The following is a 20,370-nucleotide window of genomic DNA, read 5'->3' as shown; positions in this document are numbered from 1 at the left end:
TTGCTCATGCGGTTGCGGCGAAGTACTCGGTGGCCGCCTTGAGCCCGGCGCCGGGTTCGATCGGCAGGCCGAACTTCGTGAGTGCGTCCTCGAGATGCAGAAGGTCGGTCAGAATGGTTCCCGCGCTCAAAGCACCCATCGTGCCAAACCGGATGACACGGCCGGAGAGACGGTTGCGGGCGCCTGCGATCACCGTGCGGTGATCCTGGTAGAGCTGCCGCACGATCGCTCCGCCTTCGAGCCCGTCGGGGACCTTGAAAACAACGACCGTGTTCGAGCGTGGCCCATCATTGCAAAAATCTGCGAGTCCGATCGCCGCGCCACCGACGCGCAGCGCGCTGGAAAGCTTCTTGTGGCGCGCGAGCACATTGGCGAAGCCTTCCTCGTGCATCATCGTCAAGGCCTCACGCAGGCCATAGATGAGGCTCACCGGTGCCGTGAATGCGGTCTCATTCTGCTCCGCGGATTTCAGCGCGCGACGGAAATCCCAATAGAAGGCCGATCGCTGCTCGTCCTGCCCGATCACGCGCCACGCCTTGGCGCTGACGCTGGCAAGTGCGAGGCCGGGCGGGCACGTCAAGGCCTTTTGCGAGGCCGAGACGACGATGTCGACGCCCCATTCGTCCTGTCGCATCGCGATGCCGCCGAGACCGCTGACGGAATCTGCGATGAGCAGCGTTGGCAGGTCGCGCACCAATGCGCCGAGCGCCGCGAGATCGGCCACGATCCCGGTCGAGCTCTCATTGTGCACGACGACGACGGCTCGATAGGGGTGCTCGCGCAACCGAGCCTCCACCGTGGCGACATCGATCGCATGGCCCCATTCGATCGCGACCGTGTCGACGGTGATGTTCATGGCCTTGGCGATCGTGGTGAAACGCTCACCGAACTGACCATGCTCGACTACGAGGATCCGATGGCCCGGGCCGGCCACGTTGACGAGCGCAGCCTCCATAACGCCGGTTCCGGAGCTCGCAAAGAACAGGATGCGGTTCGTCGTGCCTAAAATCGGACGGATCATCTCCTCCGCCTCGCCGATCGCAGTCCGGCATTCGGGGCCGCGATGGTTGACCATCACCCGAGCCATCGCCTGCCGCACCCGCTCGGGCACTTCGGTTGGACCGGGAAGCCGAAGACGGTATCCCGTCGAGGCAATGGCGCTCGGAGTGTCTGTGATCGTCATAGCTTGAAGTCACCGTTCTGACGCATATAGGGAACGAGGCCGCCCGCGCGCAGGATAGCCAGCATGATCGGCGGCAGCGGCTCCGGGCTGAGCGTCTCGCCGCTGCGTTCGTTGCGGACCGCGCCGGTGCCGTCGGAGATCAGGATGTCGCCCTCGCGAATCCCGCCGGTATTGCAGACGAGCGGCAGCAGGCCGTTGTTGATGGCGTTGCGGTAGTAGGTGCGCGAGAAGCTTCGGGCCAGCACCGCCGGAATGCCGGCGCCGAGCACTGTCGTGACGGCGACTTCCATGGCCGAGCCGCAACCGAAATTCTTGCCCGCCACGAGGATGTCTCCGGGTTGCACAGAAGCTGCAAAGGTCAGATCGACATGCTCGAACAGGAATTGCCTGAGAACGGCGGGGTCGAGGCTCTCCCGCTTGCGGGTCGAGCTGATGATGGAATCGGTGTTGACGTCGTCGCCGACAAGTCGCGCACGTCCTCGCAGGGCTGTCATCGCGACACCTCGCGAGGATCGGTCACGACACCGCGGGTCGCGGCGGCTGCGCAAGCGGCCGGAGAGGCGAGGTAGATCGATGCCTTGGCGTTGCCCATGCGGCCCTTGAAGTTGCGGTTGGCGGTCGAGATCACCGAAACCCCGTCACCGGGGATCACCCCGCAGGTCCCGCAGCAGGAGCCGCAGCCCGGCTGGACCACGGTGGCGCCGAAGCCGACCAGGGCGTCGAGTGTGCCATCGGCCGTCATGGCGTCGCGGACCTCGCGCGATGCCGGCGTGACCACGAGCTGCACGCCGGGTGCAACGCCTCCACCCGCCTCTAGCACCGCGAGAGCCTGATGGAAGTCGCGTAACCTGCCGCCCGTGCAGGTGCCGAGATAGACCATCTGTACCGGCGTGCCGGCCGCATCTTCGAGCGCCACGACCTGATCCACCAGATGCGGCAACGCGATCCGTGGCGTGAGGGCGTCGAGCGCGATCTCCACGGTCCGGCTGTAGTGCGCATCCGGATCCGCTGCGACCGGTTCGAAAGCTTGGCCGGTACGGCCCTGCAGATAGGCGACGGTTTCAGCGTCGGCCGGGAAGATGCCGGTCTTCGCGCCCATCTCGACCGCAAGATTACTCAGGACGAGGCGGTCCTCCAGCGCGAGGGTGGCGACACCCGGTCCTGCGAATTCGAGTGCCTGATAGGCGGCACCGTCAGCGCCGAGCATGCCCGCGAGGGCCAGTGCGATATCCTTCGCATAGACGCCGCTCGGCAGTTGTCCGGTCAGGACGACGCGGATCGAATCCGGCACGCGCAGCCAGATCCGGCCACACAGCATGACCGCGGCGAGATCCGACGAGCCGATCCCGGTCGCAAAGCAATTCAGTGCCCCGTATGTCACGGCATGGCTGTCGGCTCCGACGACCAGACCACCCGGCAGAGCGCGGCCCGTCTCCACGATGAGCTGGTGACCGATTCCTTCGCCAGCTTCATGCAGCGTGACGCCGAACCGCCTGGCGAAGTCCCGCATCACGCGGTGCAGCTCGATCGTCTGCGGGCTTGTCGGCGGCACGTAATGGTCGAGCGCAAAGACCAACCGGGCGGCATCGCGCACGTTCTCTCCGCCCATCGCCTTGAAATAGTCGAGCGCCATCGGGACCGAACCGTCGGTGCCGAGCGCGCAATCGACCTCGCAGACCACGAGGTCCCCGGCGTGCGCATCCTGCCCGGATTTTCGAGCGAGGATCTTCTCGGAGATCGTACGCCCGGCCATCGCTAGACCTCTGGCATCTCGCAGCCGAGACGTCGGAGCGAGGCGTCGACCCAGCTACGATCGAGCGTACCGGCTTCGATCGCCGCCATTTGCTTGGTCTCGGCAGACTGCTTGGCTTCGGCTGCCTCGATCACCGCTCGGCAATCGTCGATGGCGACCGCTAGCACGCCGTCGTCGTCGCCCAGCACCAAATCGCCGGACTGGATGACCATGCCGCCGATCGCGATCGTTCCGTTGATCTCGCCCGGACCGTCCTTGTACGGACCGCGATGGGTGACACCCGCCGCGAAAATGGGAAGGGGGTTTGCCCGGATCGCAGCGGCATCGCGGATCGCGCCATGGATAACGATGCCGGCAACGCCGCGCCGGGCGGCCTGCGCGAGCATCATCTCGCCGAAGATTGCGTTGCTGAGGTCGCCGCCCGCATCGACCACGATGACGTCGCCGGCAACCGCGATGTCGAGCGCTTTGTGGACCATCAGATTGTCGCCGGGGCGCGTCTTCACGGTCAAAGCGGGACCGGCCATGCCGCCAGCCGCATGCATCGGCCGGAGCGTGGCGCCGCCCGCGGCCATGCGCGACATCACATCGCTGATGTTGGCGACCGGAAGGGCGCGAGCCCGTTCGACCCATTCGCCTGCGACAACACGCTTGCGGGAAAGGATCCTGAACCCAACGGCCATATCAACCCCATTGAAAATGGAACGATGTTACGCATAGTGTAACGGTGACGAGCCGTGGTCAACCGAAAATCGGCAGGACAGGGGTTTTCGATGCCCAAGACGCAAGGGGTCGCCGCCGTGCAACGGGCGTTGGCGATCCTGGATACCTTCGCTGGAGCCGGGTCGCGCAGCCTGGCCGACATCGCCAAGATCACGGGCTTGGCGAAACCGACCGTGATGCGCTCGCTGGTGTCGCTGGATGAAGCCGGCTACGTCGTCCGCCTCAGCGACGGCCGCTACGCGCTCGGCGCAAAGACATTCCAGCTCGGCACCACCTATCGGGCCAATTTCAATCTCGAACAGCATGTGCTGCCGGTCCTTCAGCGGCTAAGCCAGGAGACGTTGGAGAGCAGTGCGTTCCACGTGCGTGAACGCGATAGCCGGCTCTGTCTGTTTCGGGTGGATTCGCCGCAGCTCGTGCGCGACGTCGCGCGGCCCACAAATCTCGCGCCACTCGATTTGACCTCGACGGGACAAGTGCTGCGGACGGCGCGCTGGGCAGACCGCACGGATGACGGCGTGCAGGTCTTCGTCAGTTCCGGAATCTACGACGCTGTGACGGCGTCCCTCTCCACCGCCGTTTTCGGCCACGACGGAGCGCTGGTCGGCGCCATGACCGTGAGCGGCCCGATCGAACGCATCCGTCGGGCCGACCTCCAGGCGCTGGCGTCCCGGCTCACCGACGCCTCGTATCGGCTCTCACTTGTGCTCGGCGCGCCATTGCCCCGCGAGGTCGGCGCGCCGCGGGTCATCAGTCTGCCATCGGCCGAAACAGGCTCTCCCTGACGCCGCCCCGTTCGGGGCAGGGCACTAATTCGACCGGCAAGCTCGAGAATAGACGCCGCTCAGGTCTTGTACAGACTGTAGAGACTGGACTCCAAGCTCGCCTCCGCAACTCTGAACCCGGTCAAGATGTCCTCGCGAAACTTGAGCCATTCGGCGCAGATCTTGCAAAACTCGGGGTTCTTCTCCGCTTCTTCGGCGTAGAGCGAGAACGCTGCGCGATATCCGCCTTCCATGATCTCGCGGGAGAACGGATGATAAGCTCGAGTTTGCTAATGCTCACGACGCCGAGCTTGGCCCGAACTACAACAATGAAGATCTCGAAGAGGATTTGCGCCGCCTTACGAGCGACAAAGGCGCGGACATCATTTTCTCGCCAGCAGTTTCTTGGCCGGCGCCGCGCGCGATCCCCATGCGATTGCGTTGGTCGACGGCGATCTCCGCCTGACCCACCGGCAATGGTGAGGCGTAGGCTGCCTGGCCGCATGGGGCGCAATCTCGATCCCTATTGCAATATTTGATATATCATGTATCAATTGTGTGATTGGCGGGAGATCCTTTCGGGGCATCATGAGACCGGTTTTTGGGGTGGTGGCGGACGATCTGACCGGCGGCATGGAGACCGCTGCGATGCTCATCGCTGCCGGTATCGACTGCGCGTTTGTCACCGACCCCGATCTTGTTGCGACTATCGGCGACGTCCCCGCCGTTGTGGTTGCGCAAAAAACACGCGTCATCCCGGCTGACGAAGCCGTTGCCAGGAGCGGGAAGGCGGCGCAGGCTTTGCTCGCGCGTGGCACGGGTCAGATCTTCTTCAAGTATTGTGCGACATTCGATTCCACCGATCGCGGCAATATCGGCCCCGTGGCGGACATGCTGATGCAGCTCACGGGCGCGGACTACACTGCGTTTTGCCCCGCCTCGCCCTCGCTTCGTCGCACCGTCTACAACGGCCATCTCTTTCTCGGGACCGAGCTGATCTCGGACTCGCCGAAGCGCAACGATCCGCTGACGCCGATGACGGATCCCGATCTCGTTCGCGTGTTGCAGAGGCAGACGCCAACCAGGGTCGGTCTTCTTGCACATCCTTTGGTCAGTGCCGGCCCTGCACATTTGGAGCAGGCTATCGCGTCCGCGACCGGGCAGGGTGTTCGCTACTTCATTACGGATGCGATCTATGATCGCGATCTCGATGTGCTCGCCGCGCTGACTTCGGACTGGAAGCTGATGACGGGCAACGCAACGATCGTCCAGCACTACCCCGCGATCTGGAAGGCGCGGGGACTCGTCGCCCCAACGAGCAACCGGGCGCGCGTGCCCGCGGTGGATGGCAGCGGGGTGGTTCTCGCCGGCAGTTGCGCGGAACGCACGCTTGAGCAACTCGCCGAATTCGAAAAACTCCGTCCGGTGCTCCGGATGAATCTCCTGGCGGCCGACGATGTCGAGTCGGCAGTCGGGGCGGCGCTCGACTGGGCGCGACCGCGGCTGAAGGACGGGCCTATCGCGATCTCAACCTCGGAATCTCCCGAAGTCGTCAAAATGGTCCAGGAGCGATATGGGCGCGAAGGTGCTGCGCAACTCGCCGAAGCCATCCTCGGCCGTCTCGCTGTTTCTCTTCGCGGCGCCGGAGTCCGCCGCTTCGTCGTTGCCGGCGGCGAGACCTCGGGTTCGATTGTTGATCACCTCGGCATTCGCAGCCTGCGGGTTGGCCCCTATGGCGGTCCGGGCATCGGCACGGCCACGACCGACGATGCGGATCCGATCGCCCTATGCCTCAAGTCCGGCAAGCTCGGCCCGGTCGACCTGTTCATGACGACGCTGGAATCCATGCTGCATCCGGAGAAGGCAAATTGAACGAGCTCGAAATCAGGCAATCGCTGCTGAACGTCGTCGCGGCGCTTGAAACGAAGGGATTCAATCACGGCAGCAGCGGCAACGTGAGCTGCCGTATCGGGGAGGATATTCTCATCACGCCGAGCGGTGGCAACAGCGGCAACACGACGCCCGATCGCCTGGTGCGGCTGAAGCGCGACGGAACCGTGCTCGGCGGCGGCCTGCCTTCCAGCGAATGGCACATGCACCTCGCCATCCTCAACGCCTATCCGCACGTGAATGCGGTCGTACATACCCATGCCGACTGCTGTGTCGCGCTGGCATGTCTGGCGAAGCCAATTCCGGCGTTCCACTACATGGTCGCCGGTTTTGGCGGGAACGACGTGCCGTGCGTTCCCTACGCCACGTTTGGAACACGAGCGCTCGCCGAGGGCGCGGTCGCCGCGCTTCGGAAGCGCAAGGCCTGCCTGCTGGCCAACCACGGGATGATTGCCGTGGGCGCAAGCCTGCAGGCGGCTTTCGATCTCACCGTAAAGCTTGAGACTCTTGCCAGGCAGTATCTGCTCGCCTGCCAGGCCGGCGCGCCGGCGATCCTTCCCGATGATGAAATGGCGCGAGTGCTCGAACGCTACGCGAGCTACGGCCGAGTTGCTTTACCAGCCTGATCGAAGGAGGGCCCATGGAGATCACCGGCAAGACCAAGATCATGTTCGTGTTGGCGGACCCGATCGATCACGTTCGCGCAAGCGCTATCTTGAATACCTATTTTCAATCCATCGACGACGACGTGGCGGTATCGCCGCTTCATGTGCTGCCGCCCGATCTGGGGGCAGTTCTCGCGAGCGTCAGGCTAATGCGCAATGTCGTCGGCTTTGGTGTCACGATCCCGCACAAGGCATGCGTGATCGAACATCTGGATGAGACGACGCCGGCGGCGGCGCTCATCGGCGCCGTCAATTTCGTCAAGCGAACGGCTGACGGACGCCTCATCGGCGACAATCTGGACGCGCGGGGGTTTGTGGCCAGCCTCGCGCAGCATCAGATTGCGGTTCGCGGCCGGAAAGTGCTCCAGGTCGGAGCAGGCGGTGCGGGGCGCGCAACCGCATTCGGCCTGGCTGAGGCCGGCGCGCGCGAGCTGACCATCATGAATCGGGATGGAGCGAAAGCGCACGCGCTCGCCGAGGCGGTGTCACGGCGCTATCCGGAGACGAAGGTCAATGCCGGGCGCGCGGAAGCGCGCGCGTTCGACCTCATCGTCAATACGACGTCGCTCGGTATGAAGACAAATGATCCTCTGCCGCTCGACATCGAAGGGGTGGGTCCCGAGACCGCTGTCAGCGACATCATCGTCACTCCCGAGGTGACCCGGCTTCTGGAACAGGCCGCTGCTCAAGGCGCGAGGACCATCGGCGGAAAGCCGATGCTCGACGCGCAAATGGCGCTTGTCGCGCGCTTTATTGCGCGATAGCCTGATATATCAAATATTATATCGAGAGCAGCCGTGGATCGAGGTCCCCGGCAAGAGTGCAAGGGGCATTTGCCTCCCGCGTCGTACCAGACGGACAGATGGGAAACGAGATCTTCGTGAAGGCTGCATCGACCACACCAGCAACAGCAGGCGCATCCATCCGTATCAGCCGTCTGGAAAAACGGTTCGGTCCGGTTTTTGCCGTCGACGGCGTGGATCTCGATATTGCCGCCGGCGAATTCATCGCTTTGCTCGGACCTTCCGGCTCTGGCAAGACCACCATCCTGATGAGCGTTGCGGGCTTCGAGTTTCCGACGAGCGGGACCATCCAGGTGGATTCCGAAGACCTCACCTATGTGCCCTCGAACAGGCGCAACCTGGGAATGGTCTTTCAGAACTACACGCTGTTCCCGCACATGTCGATTCTCGACAATGTCGCCTTTCCTCTGAAGATGCGTGGACTGCCGAAGGCCGAGCGTCATGCGCGCGCCGAAGCTGCGCTCGCAACGGTGCGTCTGGGCGGTTACGGCAATCGTCGTCCCAACGAGCTCTCCGGCGGCCAGCAGCAACGCGTGGCGCTCGCGCGTGCCATCGTCTATCAGCCGCGCGTCCTGTTGATGGACGAGCCGCTCAGTGCGCTCGACAAGAATCTGCGCGAGGACATGCAGCTCGAGATCAAGCGCCTGCATGCCGAGCTCGGTATCACCGTCATCTTCGTCACTCACGACCAGAGTGAGGCCCTGACCATGGCCGACCGGATCGCCGTCCTGAAGGATGGCAAGATCAAGCAGATCGGGCCGGCACGCGAACTCTACGAGAGGCCGGCAAATCTCTTCACCGCCAGCTTCATCGGCGAGATGAATTTCGTTGACGTCACCGTCGAAAGCGTCGGCGACGTTGTCTCGGTGGGGCTGCCATGGGGTGAGACGTGGCAACTGCCGGCGACTGCGGCGGTCGATGGAGTGAAGGCCGGCGAAGCCGCGGTGATGGCCGTGAGGCCCGAGCGGCTACGGCTCGGCGCGGGTGCGGCAGGGCAAATCGTCAACGTCACGCTGAGCGACATCGTCTATGCGGGGTCAGCCATGCTCCTGATCGGCCGCCTGCCGGATGGCACCGAGATGCGTGCGCGCATTCCGGGCGAATCGCAGCTCAGCTCCCTGGCTCCTGGAGACGTTGCGTCCTTCACCGTGCCTGCGGCGGCGATCCTGCTCTACCAAGGGAAGCGGTGATGACCAAGGCGGTGCGATCGAAGTTCTGGCACTCCGATGGCCGCAGGCTGAGCGGCCTGTCGACACTGCTGCTGCTGCTACCGTTCTTCGCCGTCATCGCCTTCGTCTTCATCTATCCGATTGCGCAGCTCCTCCTGATCAGCTTCTTGGAGCCGCATCCGACCTTGGACAACTACGCCCGCGTCGTCGACAACCCGGTTCACGCGCGCGTCCTGATGCGCACGCTCTGGACAGCTGCGCTCGTGACAGCCCTGTCCGCGGTTCTCGGCTTCCCGGTGGCCCACTATATGAGCCGGACGAAGGGGGCGCTCGCCGCCCTTGTTGCGGTCTGCGTGATCCTGCCGCTCTGGTCGAGCGTACTGGTGCGCACCGCCGCCTGGTCTTTCCTGCTCCAGCGCAATGGGCTGATCAACTCGGCGCTGATGGCCCTCGGCCTGACCTCGCAGCCATTCAAGCTGCTCTACACCCAGAGCGCGGTGGTCATCGCCATGACTCACGTGTTGCTGCCGTTCATGATCCTACCGATCTACGGCGCCTTGCGCAGCATTCCGAACGACTATGCGCGGGCGGCCGCCGTGCTCGGCGCGACGCGCCTGCGGACCTTTCTCGAAGTCATTCTTCCATTGAGCCTCCCGGGCGTCGTTTCCGGATCGCTGCTGGTGTTTCTCACTGCGCTTGGTTTCTTCATCACGCCCGCGCTTCTCGGCTCACCGCAGGAGATGATGATCTCGACCCTTGTCTCAAAGCAGATCCGCGAGATCCTTGACTGGCCTTTCGCCGCCGCCTTGGTGGGGGTTCTGACGGTCTTCGTGACCTTGCTCGCGATCGTGTTCAGCAAGACGTTGCGTTTCGACCGGCTGATGGGGAGCGCCTCGTGAAACCGCCGACCGACCGAGGGTCCCTCGTGCTGGGCGCCTATGTCTATGCCGTGCTGACGTTCATCATTGTGCCGCTCGTCATCGTCATTCCCATGTCGTTCAGCCAGAGCGACTACCTGGCGTTCCCGCCGACCGGTTTCACCCTGAAATGGTACGCCGAGTATTTCGACAGCAGGCAGTGGCGTGCGGCCACCTGGCTCAGCGTGCAGGTGGCGCTTCTGACGGCAGTCTGTGCTTCGCTGATCGGAACCGCAGCCACCTACGCCATGGTTCGTGGTCGCAGCCGGTTCGTGGCTCTGTTCCAGATCCTCCTGATCGGGCCGATCATCGTGCCGCACATCGCGCTCGCCGTCGGTCTCTACCTGTTTTTCCAGACGATCGGTCTCTCGGGAACCGTTCCCGGCTTCGTGCTCGCACATACGGTTCTGACGCTGCCATTCGTCGTGTTCACGATGGCGGCGGCCCTGGGCAAAGTCGACGCCAATCTCGAAGCGGCGGCGATGAGCTGCGGTGCGACGCGCTTTCAGGCCTTTCGCTTCGTGACGCTGCCGCTGGTCCTGCCGAGCCTTGCGAGCGGCGCGCTGTTTGCCTTCATCATCTCCTTCGACGAACCCGTCGTGTCGTTCTTCCTGTCCGGCATACGCCAGAAGACGCTGCCGCGCCGAATGTTCGAGGACATCGAACAGAATCTGACACCGGTAATTCCTGCGATCGCGACGCTGCTGATCGTCCTGTCCATCGCGATTCTGCTGGGGGGCCATGCGCTCAGGTCCCGCAGCAAGACTCAGTCAAGCGCCGGATGAGAGCTCAAAGAGGAGAACGTCGATGTCGAAGAAGACCTGGAAGCGGACCTCAGCACTTCTTGCGCTGGCTTCCGCTCTTTCCGTAACGTTGCCGGCTGCCGCTCAGAAGCTCGAAGATCAGCTGGTGATCGCCACGACCGGTGGTCTGATGGGCAACACGCTGGCGAAATACTTCTATGAGCCCTTCAACAAGGCCAGGAATGTCGAGGTCGTCCCGGTCGCGATCGAAGTTCCCGACCAGTGGGCGCGCGCCAAGGCCATGCAGCGGACCGGCAAGATGGAGTTCGACATCGTCACTGCGACCGGTCCCGATCTGGTCGGGCGCACCGACATGCTCGAGAAGATCGACTGCGCCAAGCTGCCGAGCGTCCAGAAGTTCGGCGTCTCCGATGCCTGCCAGCCCTACGGTGTCGCTCGCACGACCGGCGGCATGCTGATCACCTACAATACCGAGACGTTCAAGGCGAAGGCACCGAAGACCTGGGCCGACTTCTGGGACGTCAAGCAATTCCCCGGACCCCGTGGCCTGCCTGATACCGGCGACAGCGACTGGTGGGTGCCCGTGGCGGCGCTCCTCGCCGACGGCGTCAAGGCGGACCAGCTCTTTCCGCTCGATCTCAATCGCGCCTACAAGAAGCTGGACGAGATTCGTCCCAATGTCTCCGTCTGGTGGAAAACAGGCGATCAGGTGCAGCAGATCATGCGCAGCCGCGAGGTGGTCATGGCGATGAGCTATTCGGGTCGCGCGCTCGCCGTCGTGAAGGAGGGCGTTCCGGTCGCCATGTCCTGGGATCAGGCCATTCGCGACACCGGCTATATGGCTGTTCTCAAGGGGGCGCCGGACCTCAACGCGGCCATGGCCTATCTCGACTTCTTCTATGCGAGCTCCGACGCCCACGTCCCGTTCATGCGGGCCGTCAACTATGCAACTGCCAGTAAGTCGGCCATCGAGTTGATGAAGCCGGAAGAGCGCAATCTCTATGCGACCTCGCCGGAAAACTACGAAAAGCTGGTGAAACCCGATTTCGCCTGGATCGGCGAGCACCGCAGCGAGCTGCGCGAGCGATGGACGGCCTGGCTGACGCGCTGAGCCGCGGCAGCGTCTCTCGCGGCTTCGCGTTCGCAAGATGAGGACGGACCATGGATCACACCAGTGACCCCAGTGCGATGCGCTACGTCATTGATCCGAGCAGGCTCGATCTCGTGGAGGAATTCCGCGCGAGCCCGCTCGGTGTGCACAGTCCGGAGCTCCGCAAGCTGCTGGCGCGGATGCGGTGGGGCCGGCCGGAAGGGCGACTTGTCCTGATCGTGCTCGAACCGGGCAAGGCCTGGCGGCTGTCGCGTATCCCGAAGCGGCGGGGCGATCCCATGCCTTTCGTCGATGATCGCGTCTTCACCTCTCTTGCTGAAGCGGAGTGGCATGTTTTCAAGCTGCGTTGGCGGGAAATGACCGGCGAGACGCTGCCTGCGGAGGTTTCGGGTGATCTTTAGGACTAACGAGTATCTCGGCTATCCGGACCGCATCAGCGTTCCAGCAGGTGAGACCGTCCGTTTTCAGTTGAGCAGCAAGCGGCCAAACGTGAAAGTCGAGGTGCTGCGGTTCCGCTGCGGCGATGTCGATGTCAACGGTCCGGGCTTCAAATACGAGGTGATGGCGAGCAACGTCGACGGCGAGCACGCCTGTCTCGACCAGCCGATCCGGCCGGGATCCAACGCGATCGTCGAGCACGATGGCGCTCTCGCTCCGACCCAGGGGCACTGGTGCTTCGGCGCCTACGTCTATCCGACGCGCATCGCCGACAACGCCAGGGCCGTGATGGGCAATTGGTGCGAGGCTTCGGCGCGCGGCTACGCTCTCGAGCTCGATGAGGAAGGATGCCCGGTTCTGGTCCTCGGCCAGTCAACCGGAGCATCGGCCCGTTTTGCCCTCGACGTGAAGCTGCGACAGCGCGTCTGGGCGTTCGTATCGGTCGCGCTCGACCTCGTACGGCGATCGGCAACGCTGTCATTGATCGTTCCGGCGGATGGCGTTCAGCCGATCGTCGCCCACGCGAAATCATTCGCTCTGCCGCAGGCGCTTGCGCTCGACTCGGGATTGCCGTTCCTGATCGCGGCCCATCATCTGAACGGAGAGCAGCAATACGCGTCTCATTTCGACGGCAAGATCGAGGCGCCGCGGATCTTTTCGCGTCCGCTGGAGGCGGAGGCGCTACGCGTGTTCGATTGCCAGCCGCGGACCGGTGCGACAGAGGCCGGCCTTGTCGCCTTCTGGGACTTTTCCGATGGAATCTCGACGCTGTCCGTCAAGGACCTGTCGTCCAACGGTCTGCACGGCAGCCTGCGCCAGCTGCCCCGTCGGGGCGTTACCGGCTTTCACTGGTCGGGGAGCGTCCATGACTGGCGGCTCTCGCCGCGCGAATATGCGGCGATCCATTTCCACAGCGATGACATCTACGATTGCGGGTGGCAGACCACATGCACGCTCGATGTACCGGCCGATTGGCGATCGGGCGTCTATGCACTGCGGTTGACGCCTGGCGGCAATGACCCCGAGGCGAACTGCGAAAGCTATGTCACCTTCTTCGTGACGCCCGGCAAGACGTCCAGGCGAGCTGATCTCGTCATCGTCGCATCGGTGGCGACTTACCTGGCTTATGCCAACAGTGCATTGCGGCTCTATCAGGTTCACTTCGAGACGCTGATGGAGCACGTTCTGTGGCTGCCGCAGGACGACGTCTTTATGCAGGAGAACCCGGAGATCGGGCAATCGACCTATGATTGCCATGTCGACGGTTCGGGCCGCGCCTACAGCTCCTGGCTGCGGCCCGTTCTCAACATGCGCCCGCGCGGCTACTGGTTCAATCTGATCAACGACACCCACATCCTCGATTGGCTCGAGGAGAAAGGGATCTCCTACGATCTGATCACGGATGTCGAGCTCGATCGCGAAGGGGCACGGGCGCTCGCGCCCTATCGGGCCATCATGACGCCGACCCATCCCGAATATTACAGTTTCAGCATGATGAACGCGATCATGGCGCACCAGAACGCCGGGGGGCGGCACGTCTCGATGGGAGGCAATGCGTTTTACTGGCGCTGCGGCTTTCATCCGGCCGCGCCCGCGGCGCTTGAGGTCCGCCGCGGCATGGCCGGGACGCGGACCTGGGAGTCGGAGCCGGGCGAGGTTCATCTTGCCGGCACCGGCGAGCCAGGCTCGTTGTGGCGGCATTCCGGCTTTGCACCGCAGAAGCTCGTCGGCGTCGGCTTTTCGGCGATGATCAACGACACCTGCGGCTACTATGTGTGCACGGCCGAGAGTGAGGACGCGCGCGCCGCCTTCATCTTCGAGGGCGTGGACCGCGACGAGAAGCTCGGTGACTTCGGTTTTCGCTACAACGGTGCGGTCGGCAGCGAGATCGACCGCTACGATCTCGAGCTGGGAACGCCGCGGCACGCATTGCGGATTGCGACCTCCGAAGGTCTGGGGGCAGGCGCGCTGCCGACGCCGGAAGAGTTTCGTACCGTGGTTGACGGGCTTGACGGCACCCAGAACGCCTTGGTCCGCGCCGACATGGTGTTCTTCGAAACCGCCAATGGCGGTGCGGTATTCGCCACTGGCTCGATCACCTATGGCATGTCGCTGGGCCACAACAACTACGACAACAACATCAGCGCTATCACCCTGAATGTCGTGAAACGGTTCCTTGATCCGGCGCCGTTCGTCATCCCCGCCCAAGCTTAGCGCACGGACACGGCTTCGAGCAAAAGAGACCCCCATGACTGACAAGCGCCATTTCCAATCTCCGGAATTGGGAGCCATCAACGTCGCGCCGCGAAAGGTGCGCCCGATGCATGCGGACGAGCATTGGGGTAGCCAGCCCTGGTACGAAGCGCCGCGCGAAGACCCCGACGTGCCCGAGGTGTACACCTATACCGACGCGATGTCTTACGATCCGGGAGGGGAGGTTGCCTTCCATTCCAGCGCGACGGCGAAGACCTGGCGGTTGCAGGTCTATCGCGATGGCCTTGAGCCGGAAATGGTGCATGAGGTCGATGCACTGGACGGTGTGTTCGCACCCACGCCACCGGACGCCTACCGCAATGGCTGCAACTGGCCGGTCACGCACCAGTGGAAATTGCCGTCCGATCTGCGTTCCGGATTTTATCGCGTGATTTCGTCCTGCGAGCGGGCGAATGGCAGCCGATTCGTCCAGCACCACTTTTTCGTCGTGCGCCCAACGGAAAGGACACGGCGCGCGAAGATCCTGATGATCCTGCCGACGGGCACCTGGACTGCCTACAACGATTTCGGTGGTGCCAATCACTACTTCGGCGTCGAAGGTCCGAGCCGGGACGAGCCGTCGCCGATGTTGTCGCTCGAGCGACCATGGACCCGCGGCATGGTCTGGCTCCCCGCAGGTGCGCCCCGCATTTGCGCCGATCCTGCGCCCGAGATGGGCGATGCGCCGCGCTATCCGATGAAGGAGTGGGCCTTCGCCAATGGCTTTGGCCAGTATTACGCGGCGGCTGGCTGGGCCCAGTACGATCGTCATTTCGTGTTGTGGGCGGAGAAGGAAGGTTATGCCCTCGACATGATCACCCAGACCGATCTCCACTACCAGCCGGAGTTGCTCGACGCCTATCCTTGCGTGACGATCATCGGCCATGACGAGTACTGGACATGGGAGATGCGTGAAGCGATCGAGCGTTATGTGGAAAGCGGCGGACGGCTCGCGCGTTTCGGCGCCAATTTCCTGTGGCAGATCCGGCTTGAAGAGGATGGCAAGCGGCAGGTCTGCCACAAGTTCAAGGCGATCCACAAGGATCCGATCGTCGGCACCGACAGGGCGCATCTCATGACGTCGGCCTGGGAAGACCGCAACGTGCGTTGGCCTGGCGCCTCGACGGTGGGCGTGAACGGCGCACACGGCCTCTATGCGTCCTGGGGAGGTTTTGCGCCGAACGGCCAGAAGGGCTTTACGGTCTATCGCCCCGAACATTGGGCCTTCGCCGGCACCGGGCTGCACTATGCCGACATCTTCGGCGACAAGCAGCACATCTTTGCCTACGAGGTCGATGGGCTCGACTACACTTTCCGCAACGGCCTTCCGTTTCCCGTTCCCGCCGACGGGCAGCCCGCGACCATCGAGATATTGGCCATGGCGCCTGCCGTCCTCGCCGAGGACGAGCCGCAAGGCGAGGGCTTTCGTTACTACGTGCGCAGCAGCGATCACGAAGGCCTGGTGGAATGCATCACCGGCGCGGTCACGCCGGAGGGACTTGCCCGCTACAAATACGGATCGGGCATGATGGTGCACATGACCCGTGGCAAGGGCGAGGTTCTGACCGCCGCGACCTGCGAATGGGTGATGGGACTGAAGCGCGGCGACCCGTTCACGCAGCGGATCACCCGAAACATTCTCGACCGGTTCACGGCGTCGACGCCTGCTGTGCCGCGAGAGGAGGGGGCATGATCGGGCAAGGCACCGGTGAACGGCAGCCGGCGTCTCGCACAACCGGCATCGCGGAGCTTGAACGCATCGCGCGATCATCGACGCCGTGACGGAGGCGCGAAAGAACCGCCGCTGAGGTCAATCCTCCCCGGGCGTCATGTTGCGGGTGCCGCCATGCTTTTCCAGGAGCCGCACGAGGTTTTGGCCGCCCTCCATCATGTCGGCCTGGATAGCTTCCCGCACCTTATCGGGACGGCGTTGTCGCAAATAATTGAGCACGGACAAGTGCTGATGCTCGTTCGGATAAATCGGTGGCGCGTGCGGATAGTGAAAATTCAGCAAGGGACCGTTGCGCATCCAGATATCGTCGAGAATGGCAAGCACCTCGGGAAGTCCGGATCCATCGTACAGGCCGCGGTGGAATTGCCAGTTGGCGCGCACCGCATCCGACCACCGGTGCTCTTTTTCGGCGCTGATCAACTCGTGATGGATTGCTTCCATCTTGTCGATGCCTGCTTCGGAAATGCGCGTCGTGGCGTGCTCCGCGGCGAGGCCTTCGAGAAACAGCCTCACGGTCCTGAGCTCGATATACTGCTTGGCTGTCATGTGAGCGACCATGATCGAACGGCCAGCCTGCATCTCGAGGGCGCGCCCGCGCACGAGTTGCATCAATGCCTCGCGAATGGGTGTCTCCGACACGTTCATCGTCGCAGCGAGCTCGCGGATCTTGAAGCGGTGGCCCGGCCAGAACCGGCCCTCCATCAGCGCCTGTCGCAGGTTGTTGTAGACAAGGCTTGTCAGGCTATCGCGGGCGACGGGGCCAACGCCGCTCTCGCCAGGCCTCTGTTCGACGTCAGTCATTTCGGTCCCTCGAAGGGGCAGCCCGCGCAGGCCGACCCGCCAACCACTCGAATCCACTTTATATATAATATAGGCTGGCCGCGCTTTCCCACACTATCAGCCGATGCGCTGATCGGGGCAAAAGCGCGCTGTCCTTCGCCCTTAATACGCCGTTTGCACAGCGAGATGCGCGCCACTTGCAATTCGCCTCTTAATATATGATATATCATCTTAGAGTCGAGGAGAGGCCATTATGCCGGAACTGAGCCGAACAAGGGACGCCGCGCTGCGCGAACGTGCGAACAAGGTCGTGCCAAGCGGGATGTGGGGCCATCTCCATGCGGCCAAGCTGCCGGAGGCTTATCCGCAATTCTTCCGCCGGGGCGAGGGCGGGGTGCTCTGGGATGTGGATGGTAACCGGTACGTAGATTTCATGTGCAGCTGGGGACCCAATCTGCTTGGTCACCATCATCCCGAAGTGGAGGAGGCTGCCGAGCGTCAGCGCCGTGATGGGGATTGTCTGAACGGCCCGGCCGAGGTGATGGTCGAGTTGGCCGAGCTCGTCGTGGATATGGTGGGGCACGCCGATTGGACACAATTCCAGAAGAACGGCACCGACGCGACGACGACCTGCGTCACCATCGCGAGGGCAGCAACGGGCCGACGAAAGATCCTGGTCGCCAAGGGCGCCTATCATGGTGCCGTGCCGTGGTGCTCGCCGTCGTTGCTCGGTGTGACTGCAGAGGATCGCGCCCATCTCGCATATTTCACTTTCAATGATGTCGAGAGTCTCGAGGTGGCGGTAAAGGCGGCCGGCGACGATCTCGCCGGCATCCTGATCTCGGCATACCGTCACGATCTCGGGCTCGACCAGGAACTTCCGACCGTGGAGTTCGCGCAGGCGGCACGCCGCATCTGCGACGACAGAGGGGCTGCGCTGATCATTGATGAAGTCCGCGCCGGCTTACGCCTGAACGCTGCCGGGAGCTGGGAAGGGCTTGGTGTGCGCCCCGACCTTTCCGCCTGGAGCAAGGCGATCGCCAACGGCTATGCCCTGGCGGCTGTCACCGGAGCCAATTGGCTCCGCGGTGCCGCGTCCCAGGTCTTTGTCACCGGGTCATTCTGGGCCGGCGCTGTCGCGATGGCTGCCGCCGTGGCGACGTTGAAGATCGTGCGCAGGGACGATGTGCCGAGCCGTCTTGCACGGCTCGGGCAAATGCTGCGTGAGGGCCTTGAGACACGTTCGCGCCAGTTCGGCGTTTCAATTCGCCAATCGGGGCCTGCGCAGATGCCGACTCTCCTGTTCGACCAGGATCCGGCTTACCGGAAGGGTTCGGCCTTCTGCAGCGCGATGTTGGCGCGAGGCGTTTACTTCCATCCCAAGCACAATATGTTTCTCTGCGCCGCGCATACCGAGGCGGACATCGCCGAGGCTCTCGAAGCCGCCGAACATGGCTTTGCTATGGTGGCAGGGCTGTGATTCCCAGCTCTGCTTGCCTTTTCCAGGTTTAGTCAGCCGTGCTGATGCCGGCCCTTGAGCCATCCTCGCCTATTCGGATCGGGTGTTCGATCAGCTCCCGTTGGCTCCGCAATCAATCTGCCTCAAGCCAGATTGGTCGGTGCAGAATTATCGGACCTGCGGCGTGGGTAGGCGACGGATGCGCTCAAGTTGTATTTCGTGCAATCGCATGTGACTTGAACTCCCTCGCTCGATAAACGAATTGAGGGCGAGTGACGCCTATCAGCCGCGCCGCCGCCGACATTCTTCCATTGGAACGCCGCAGCGCCTCGGCATAGATCTGCTGGTTCAATTCATCGATTGTGAGCGATCCGGCTGCCAGCAGATCCATGATACCTGGCACATGGGTATCCGCAGGTCTCGGGGGGGCCGCCACCAGGTCGCACGGGAAATGCTTCGGCTGGATCTCTCGCGGACGACGCATGCCTCCGTCGGTCTCGGTATTGAATGCGGCCACCTGAAGTATCGAGCGCAATTGCGGAAGATTTCCCGGGATATCCATCACGGCGAGCGCGTCCAGCGCTGCGCGCGACAGACGGTGCTGCGGCGAAGATCCGCTTTCCACGATGGCCGCAAGCACCGCGCGCGCAATATCTGGGATGTCGCCACGCCTGTCTTGAAGACTGGCGAGTTCAACCGGCAGGACTGCAAGACCGAACAGAAAATCCTGCCGCAGCGCCGGCATCGCGATCAACTCGCTCATTCGGCGAATTGATGAGCCGGTCAGTTGCAGTCCCTGCGGCAGATCTTGATTCTCGATTCTCTCGGCCAGCAGCAGCTGACACTCTTCTGGCAACGTTTCGATGTTCTCCAGAAGCCAGGTTTCGCGCAACTGCTTTACTTTCCGCAGCCGATCATCGATTTGCTCGCTGGTGATAGAGCCGCAGACGATGCGTCTCAATCGACCGCCGATGCCGTGTCGCCTGTGGTGCAAGTATTTCGCCGCAAGATGCTTTCCGGCGCCGCGCGGACCAAGGATCAGCGCAGGCAGCCCACGGGCTGCAATCACGTCGAGCCGGTTGTGTACGGGTGCCAGCACCACGTCCTCGAGGCTTGCGTCTTCAGCTGGCTTCGCTGCGTTTCGCGGCGGTGCGTGAAACGCCGTCTTCAACAGGCCTGTCTTGTGCGGAAGCTCCGCAAGAGAGGGGACAACCTCTTGGCGGAAGATGCGAACCATCGGATCGTCGGCGCCCCAGGCGTCGGCCGTCCTGCCGGTCACCCGGCAGTGTTTGTGGCCCATCGCCGCGCATTCCGTTTCCTTGTAGACGATCAGCTTGTCGAAGAAATAACTCGCATATCCCGAGGCGTACCCGACCTGCATCCAGCAGACCGGTTCGGACACGTTGCGGTGACGATTGAGCGATTCGGTCGCTTCCATGCCGCCATGCCAGAGAAACTCCGCGGCGAACTTGTTCTGCTTGAAGTCGAAATCGTTGTAGACCGTCTGCACACGGACGACGCCTGTCATGGTGTGCAAGCGGGTGCCCGCGGTGAAGGCATCACCCATATCGAGGTCGGGCCAGGCAGCGCGAATGAACTTCGCATCCTCCGTTCCTGCCAGAAACCCCAACCGGAGCAGAATGACGCGCGCCTCGTGGGGACCGAAGCGGCGGACCAGTTCCTCTTGAAGCTGGACGGCAATCGATGCGCGATTGAGCACGAGCCGCGCGTTGCGCAGGCTGATGTGGCCGTGAGCGGGGTCGTAGACAATCTGTGAGAGCATGTCGCGCAAGGTGGGGCGGCCACCGCGATCAAGCAGGCTGCTCTCTTCGACCTTGGAAATCATTCTGCAGTTACCCCCGACCCACAGTTGCTTTGTGAAGGAAGCTGCCGCTGTTGCATTATTTAATCAACCAGAATTCATGAAATGATCCATTTTTGATCCTCGACCAACGACGCGGGCAGT

The 20,370-nt window shown here is 63.0% G+C and carries 19 protein-coding genes; 12 read left to right on the top strand and 7 right to left on the bottom strand.

The annotated features are described in order from the left end of the window. Positions 1–4 precede the first annotated feature (4 nt). Genes OWC48_RS01575 through OWC48_RS01560 form a run of 4 tightly spaced genes read right to left on the bottom strand, consistent with a single transcriptional unit; the run spans position 5 to position 3,619 of the window. A complete protein-coding gene (locus tag OWC48_RS01575; protein WP_282518343.1) occupies positions 5–1,183 on the bottom strand; it encodes an alanine--glyoxylate aminotransferase family protein in 1,179 nt (392 codons plus the stop codon). Beyond that, entirely contained in the window at positions 1,180–1,677 is a 498-nt protein-coding gene (locus OWC48_RS01570; protein ID WP_282518342.1) for an alpha-IPM isomerase, read from the bottom strand. Before OWC48_RS01570 ends, OWC48_RS01575 begins: the two co-directional genes overlap by 4 nt. After that, a complete protein-coding gene (locus tag OWC48_RS01565; protein WP_282518341.1) occupies positions 1,674–2,936 on the bottom strand; it encodes an aconitase/3-isopropylmalate dehydratase large subunit family protein in 1,263 nt (420 codons plus the stop codon). The genes OWC48_RS01570 and OWC48_RS01565 overlap by 4 nt, the downstream gene beginning before the upstream one ends. 2 nt (positions 2,937–2,938) lie before the next feature. Next, complete coding sequence (locus tag OWC48_RS01560) at positions 2,939–3,619, bottom strand: RraA family protein (protein ID WP_282518340.1); 681 nt, start codon at positions 3,617–3,619, stop codon at positions 2,939–2,941. A gap of 90 nt (positions 3,620–3,709) precedes the next feature. On the opposite strand from OWC48_RS01560, the gene OWC48_RS01555 reads away from it, so the two are divergent. After that, on the top strand, positions 3,710–4,444 hold the full coding sequence (locus tag OWC48_RS01555) for an IclR family transcriptional regulator (RefSeq protein WP_282518339.1): 735 nt from the start codon (positions 3,710–3,712) through the stop codon (positions 4,442–4,444). 59 nt (positions 4,445–4,503) lie between these two features. On the opposite strand, the gene OWC48_RS01550 is transcribed toward OWC48_RS01555, so the two are convergent. Then, positions 4,504–4,677 (bottom strand): hypothetical protein, encoded by a 174-nt coding sequence (locus OWC48_RS01550; RefSeq protein ID WP_282518338.1) that lies wholly within the window; start codon positions 4,675–4,677, stop codon positions 4,504–4,506. 334 nt (positions 4,678–5,011) lie between these two features. Here OWC48_RS01550 and otnK point away from each other — a divergent pair, with 334 nt between their 5' ends. From otnK to OWC48_RS01500, 10 genes are all read left to right on the top strand, one after another. Further along, a complete protein-coding gene (gene otnK / locus OWC48_RS01545; RefSeq protein ID WP_282518337.1) occupies positions 5,012–6,295 on the top strand; it encodes a 3-oxo-tetronate kinase in 1,284 nt (427 codons plus the stop codon). Continuing rightward, positions 6,292–6,939, top strand: a complete 648-nt coding sequence (locus OWC48_RS01540; protein ID WP_282518336.1) for a class II aldolase/adducin family protein — start codon at positions 6,292–6,294, stop codon at positions 6,937–6,939. The genes otnK and OWC48_RS01540 overlap by 4 nt, the downstream gene beginning before the upstream one ends. 14 nt (positions 6,940–6,953) lie before the next feature. After that, a complete protein-coding gene (locus tag OWC48_RS01535) occupies positions 6,954–7,742 on the top strand; it encodes a shikimate dehydrogenase (RefSeq protein ID WP_282518335.1) in 789 nt (262 codons plus the stop codon). 98 nt (positions 7,743–7,840) lie between these two features. After that, positions 7,841–8,971 (top strand): ABC transporter ATP-binding protein, encoded by a 1,131-nt coding sequence (locus OWC48_RS01530; RefSeq protein ID WP_282518334.1) that lies wholly within the window; start codon positions 7,841–7,843, stop codon positions 8,969–8,971. After that, positions 8,971–9,849, top strand: coding sequence for an ABC transporter permease (locus tag OWC48_RS01525; protein WP_282518333.1), 879 nt, complete (start codon positions 8,971–8,973; stop codon positions 9,847–9,849). The genes OWC48_RS01530 and OWC48_RS01525 overlap by 1 nt, the downstream gene beginning before the upstream one ends. Continuing rightward, on the top strand, positions 9,846–10,652 hold the full coding sequence (locus tag OWC48_RS01520) for an ABC transporter permease (RefSeq protein WP_282518332.1): 807 nt from the start codon (positions 9,846–9,848) through the stop codon (positions 10,650–10,652). Before OWC48_RS01525 ends, OWC48_RS01520 begins: the two co-directional genes overlap by 4 nt. Positions 10,653–10,674: 22 nt before the next feature. Beyond that, positions 10,675–11,742: an extracellular solute-binding protein gene (locus OWC48_RS01515; protein WP_282518331.1), complete on the top strand. Its 1,068-nt coding sequence runs from the start codon at positions 10,675–10,677 to the stop codon at positions 11,740–11,742. A gap of 50 nt (positions 11,743–11,792) precedes the next feature. Continuing rightward, a complete protein-coding gene (locus OWC48_RS01510; RefSeq protein ID WP_282518330.1) occupies positions 11,793–12,143 on the top strand; it encodes a hypothetical protein in 351 nt (116 codons plus the stop codon). Next, on the top strand, positions 12,133–14,394 hold the full coding sequence (locus OWC48_RS01505) for a N,N-dimethylformamidase beta subunit family domain-containing protein (protein WP_282518329.1): 2,262 nt from the start codon (positions 12,133–12,135) through the stop codon (positions 14,392–14,394). Before OWC48_RS01510 ends, OWC48_RS01505 begins: the two co-directional genes overlap by 11 nt. Positions 14,395–14,428: 34 nt before the next feature. After that, positions 14,429–16,126, top strand: a complete 1,698-nt coding sequence (locus tag OWC48_RS01500) for a N,N-dimethylformamidase beta subunit family domain-containing protein (RefSeq protein WP_282518328.1) — start codon at positions 14,429–14,431, stop codon at positions 16,124–16,126. A gap of 117 nt (positions 16,127–16,243) precedes the next feature. Here the strand turns inward: OWC48_RS01500 and OWC48_RS01495 are convergent, their stop codons facing one another. Beyond that, on the bottom strand, positions 16,244–16,966 hold the full coding sequence (locus OWC48_RS01495) for a GntR family transcriptional regulator (protein WP_282518327.1): 723 nt from the start codon (positions 16,964–16,966) through the stop codon (positions 16,244–16,246). A 232-nt stretch (positions 16,967–17,198) separates the two neighbouring features. Between OWC48_RS01495 and OWC48_RS01490 the strand changes: the two genes are divergently transcribed. After that, positions 17,199–18,425, top strand: a complete 1,227-nt coding sequence (locus tag OWC48_RS01490; RefSeq protein WP_282518326.1) for an aminotransferase class III-fold pyridoxal phosphate-dependent enzyme — start codon at positions 17,199–17,201, stop codon at positions 18,423–18,425. 184 nt (positions 18,426–18,609) lie between these two features. Here the strand turns inward: OWC48_RS01490 and OWC48_RS01485 are convergent, their stop codons facing one another. After that, on the bottom strand, positions 18,610–20,250 hold the full coding sequence (locus tag OWC48_RS01485; protein WP_282518325.1) for a XylR N-terminal domain-containing protein: 1,641 nt from the start codon (positions 20,248–20,250) through the stop codon (positions 18,610–18,612). Between the last annotated feature and the right edge of the window lie 120 nt (positions 20,251–20,370).

Source organism: Bradyrhizobium sp. Arg816 (assembly GCF_029989365.1).
Lineage (GTDB): Bacteria > Pseudomonadota > Alphaproteobacteria > Rhizobiales > Xanthobacteraceae > Bradyrhizobium.
This window is presented reverse-complemented; position numbering and strand designations above follow the sequence as displayed.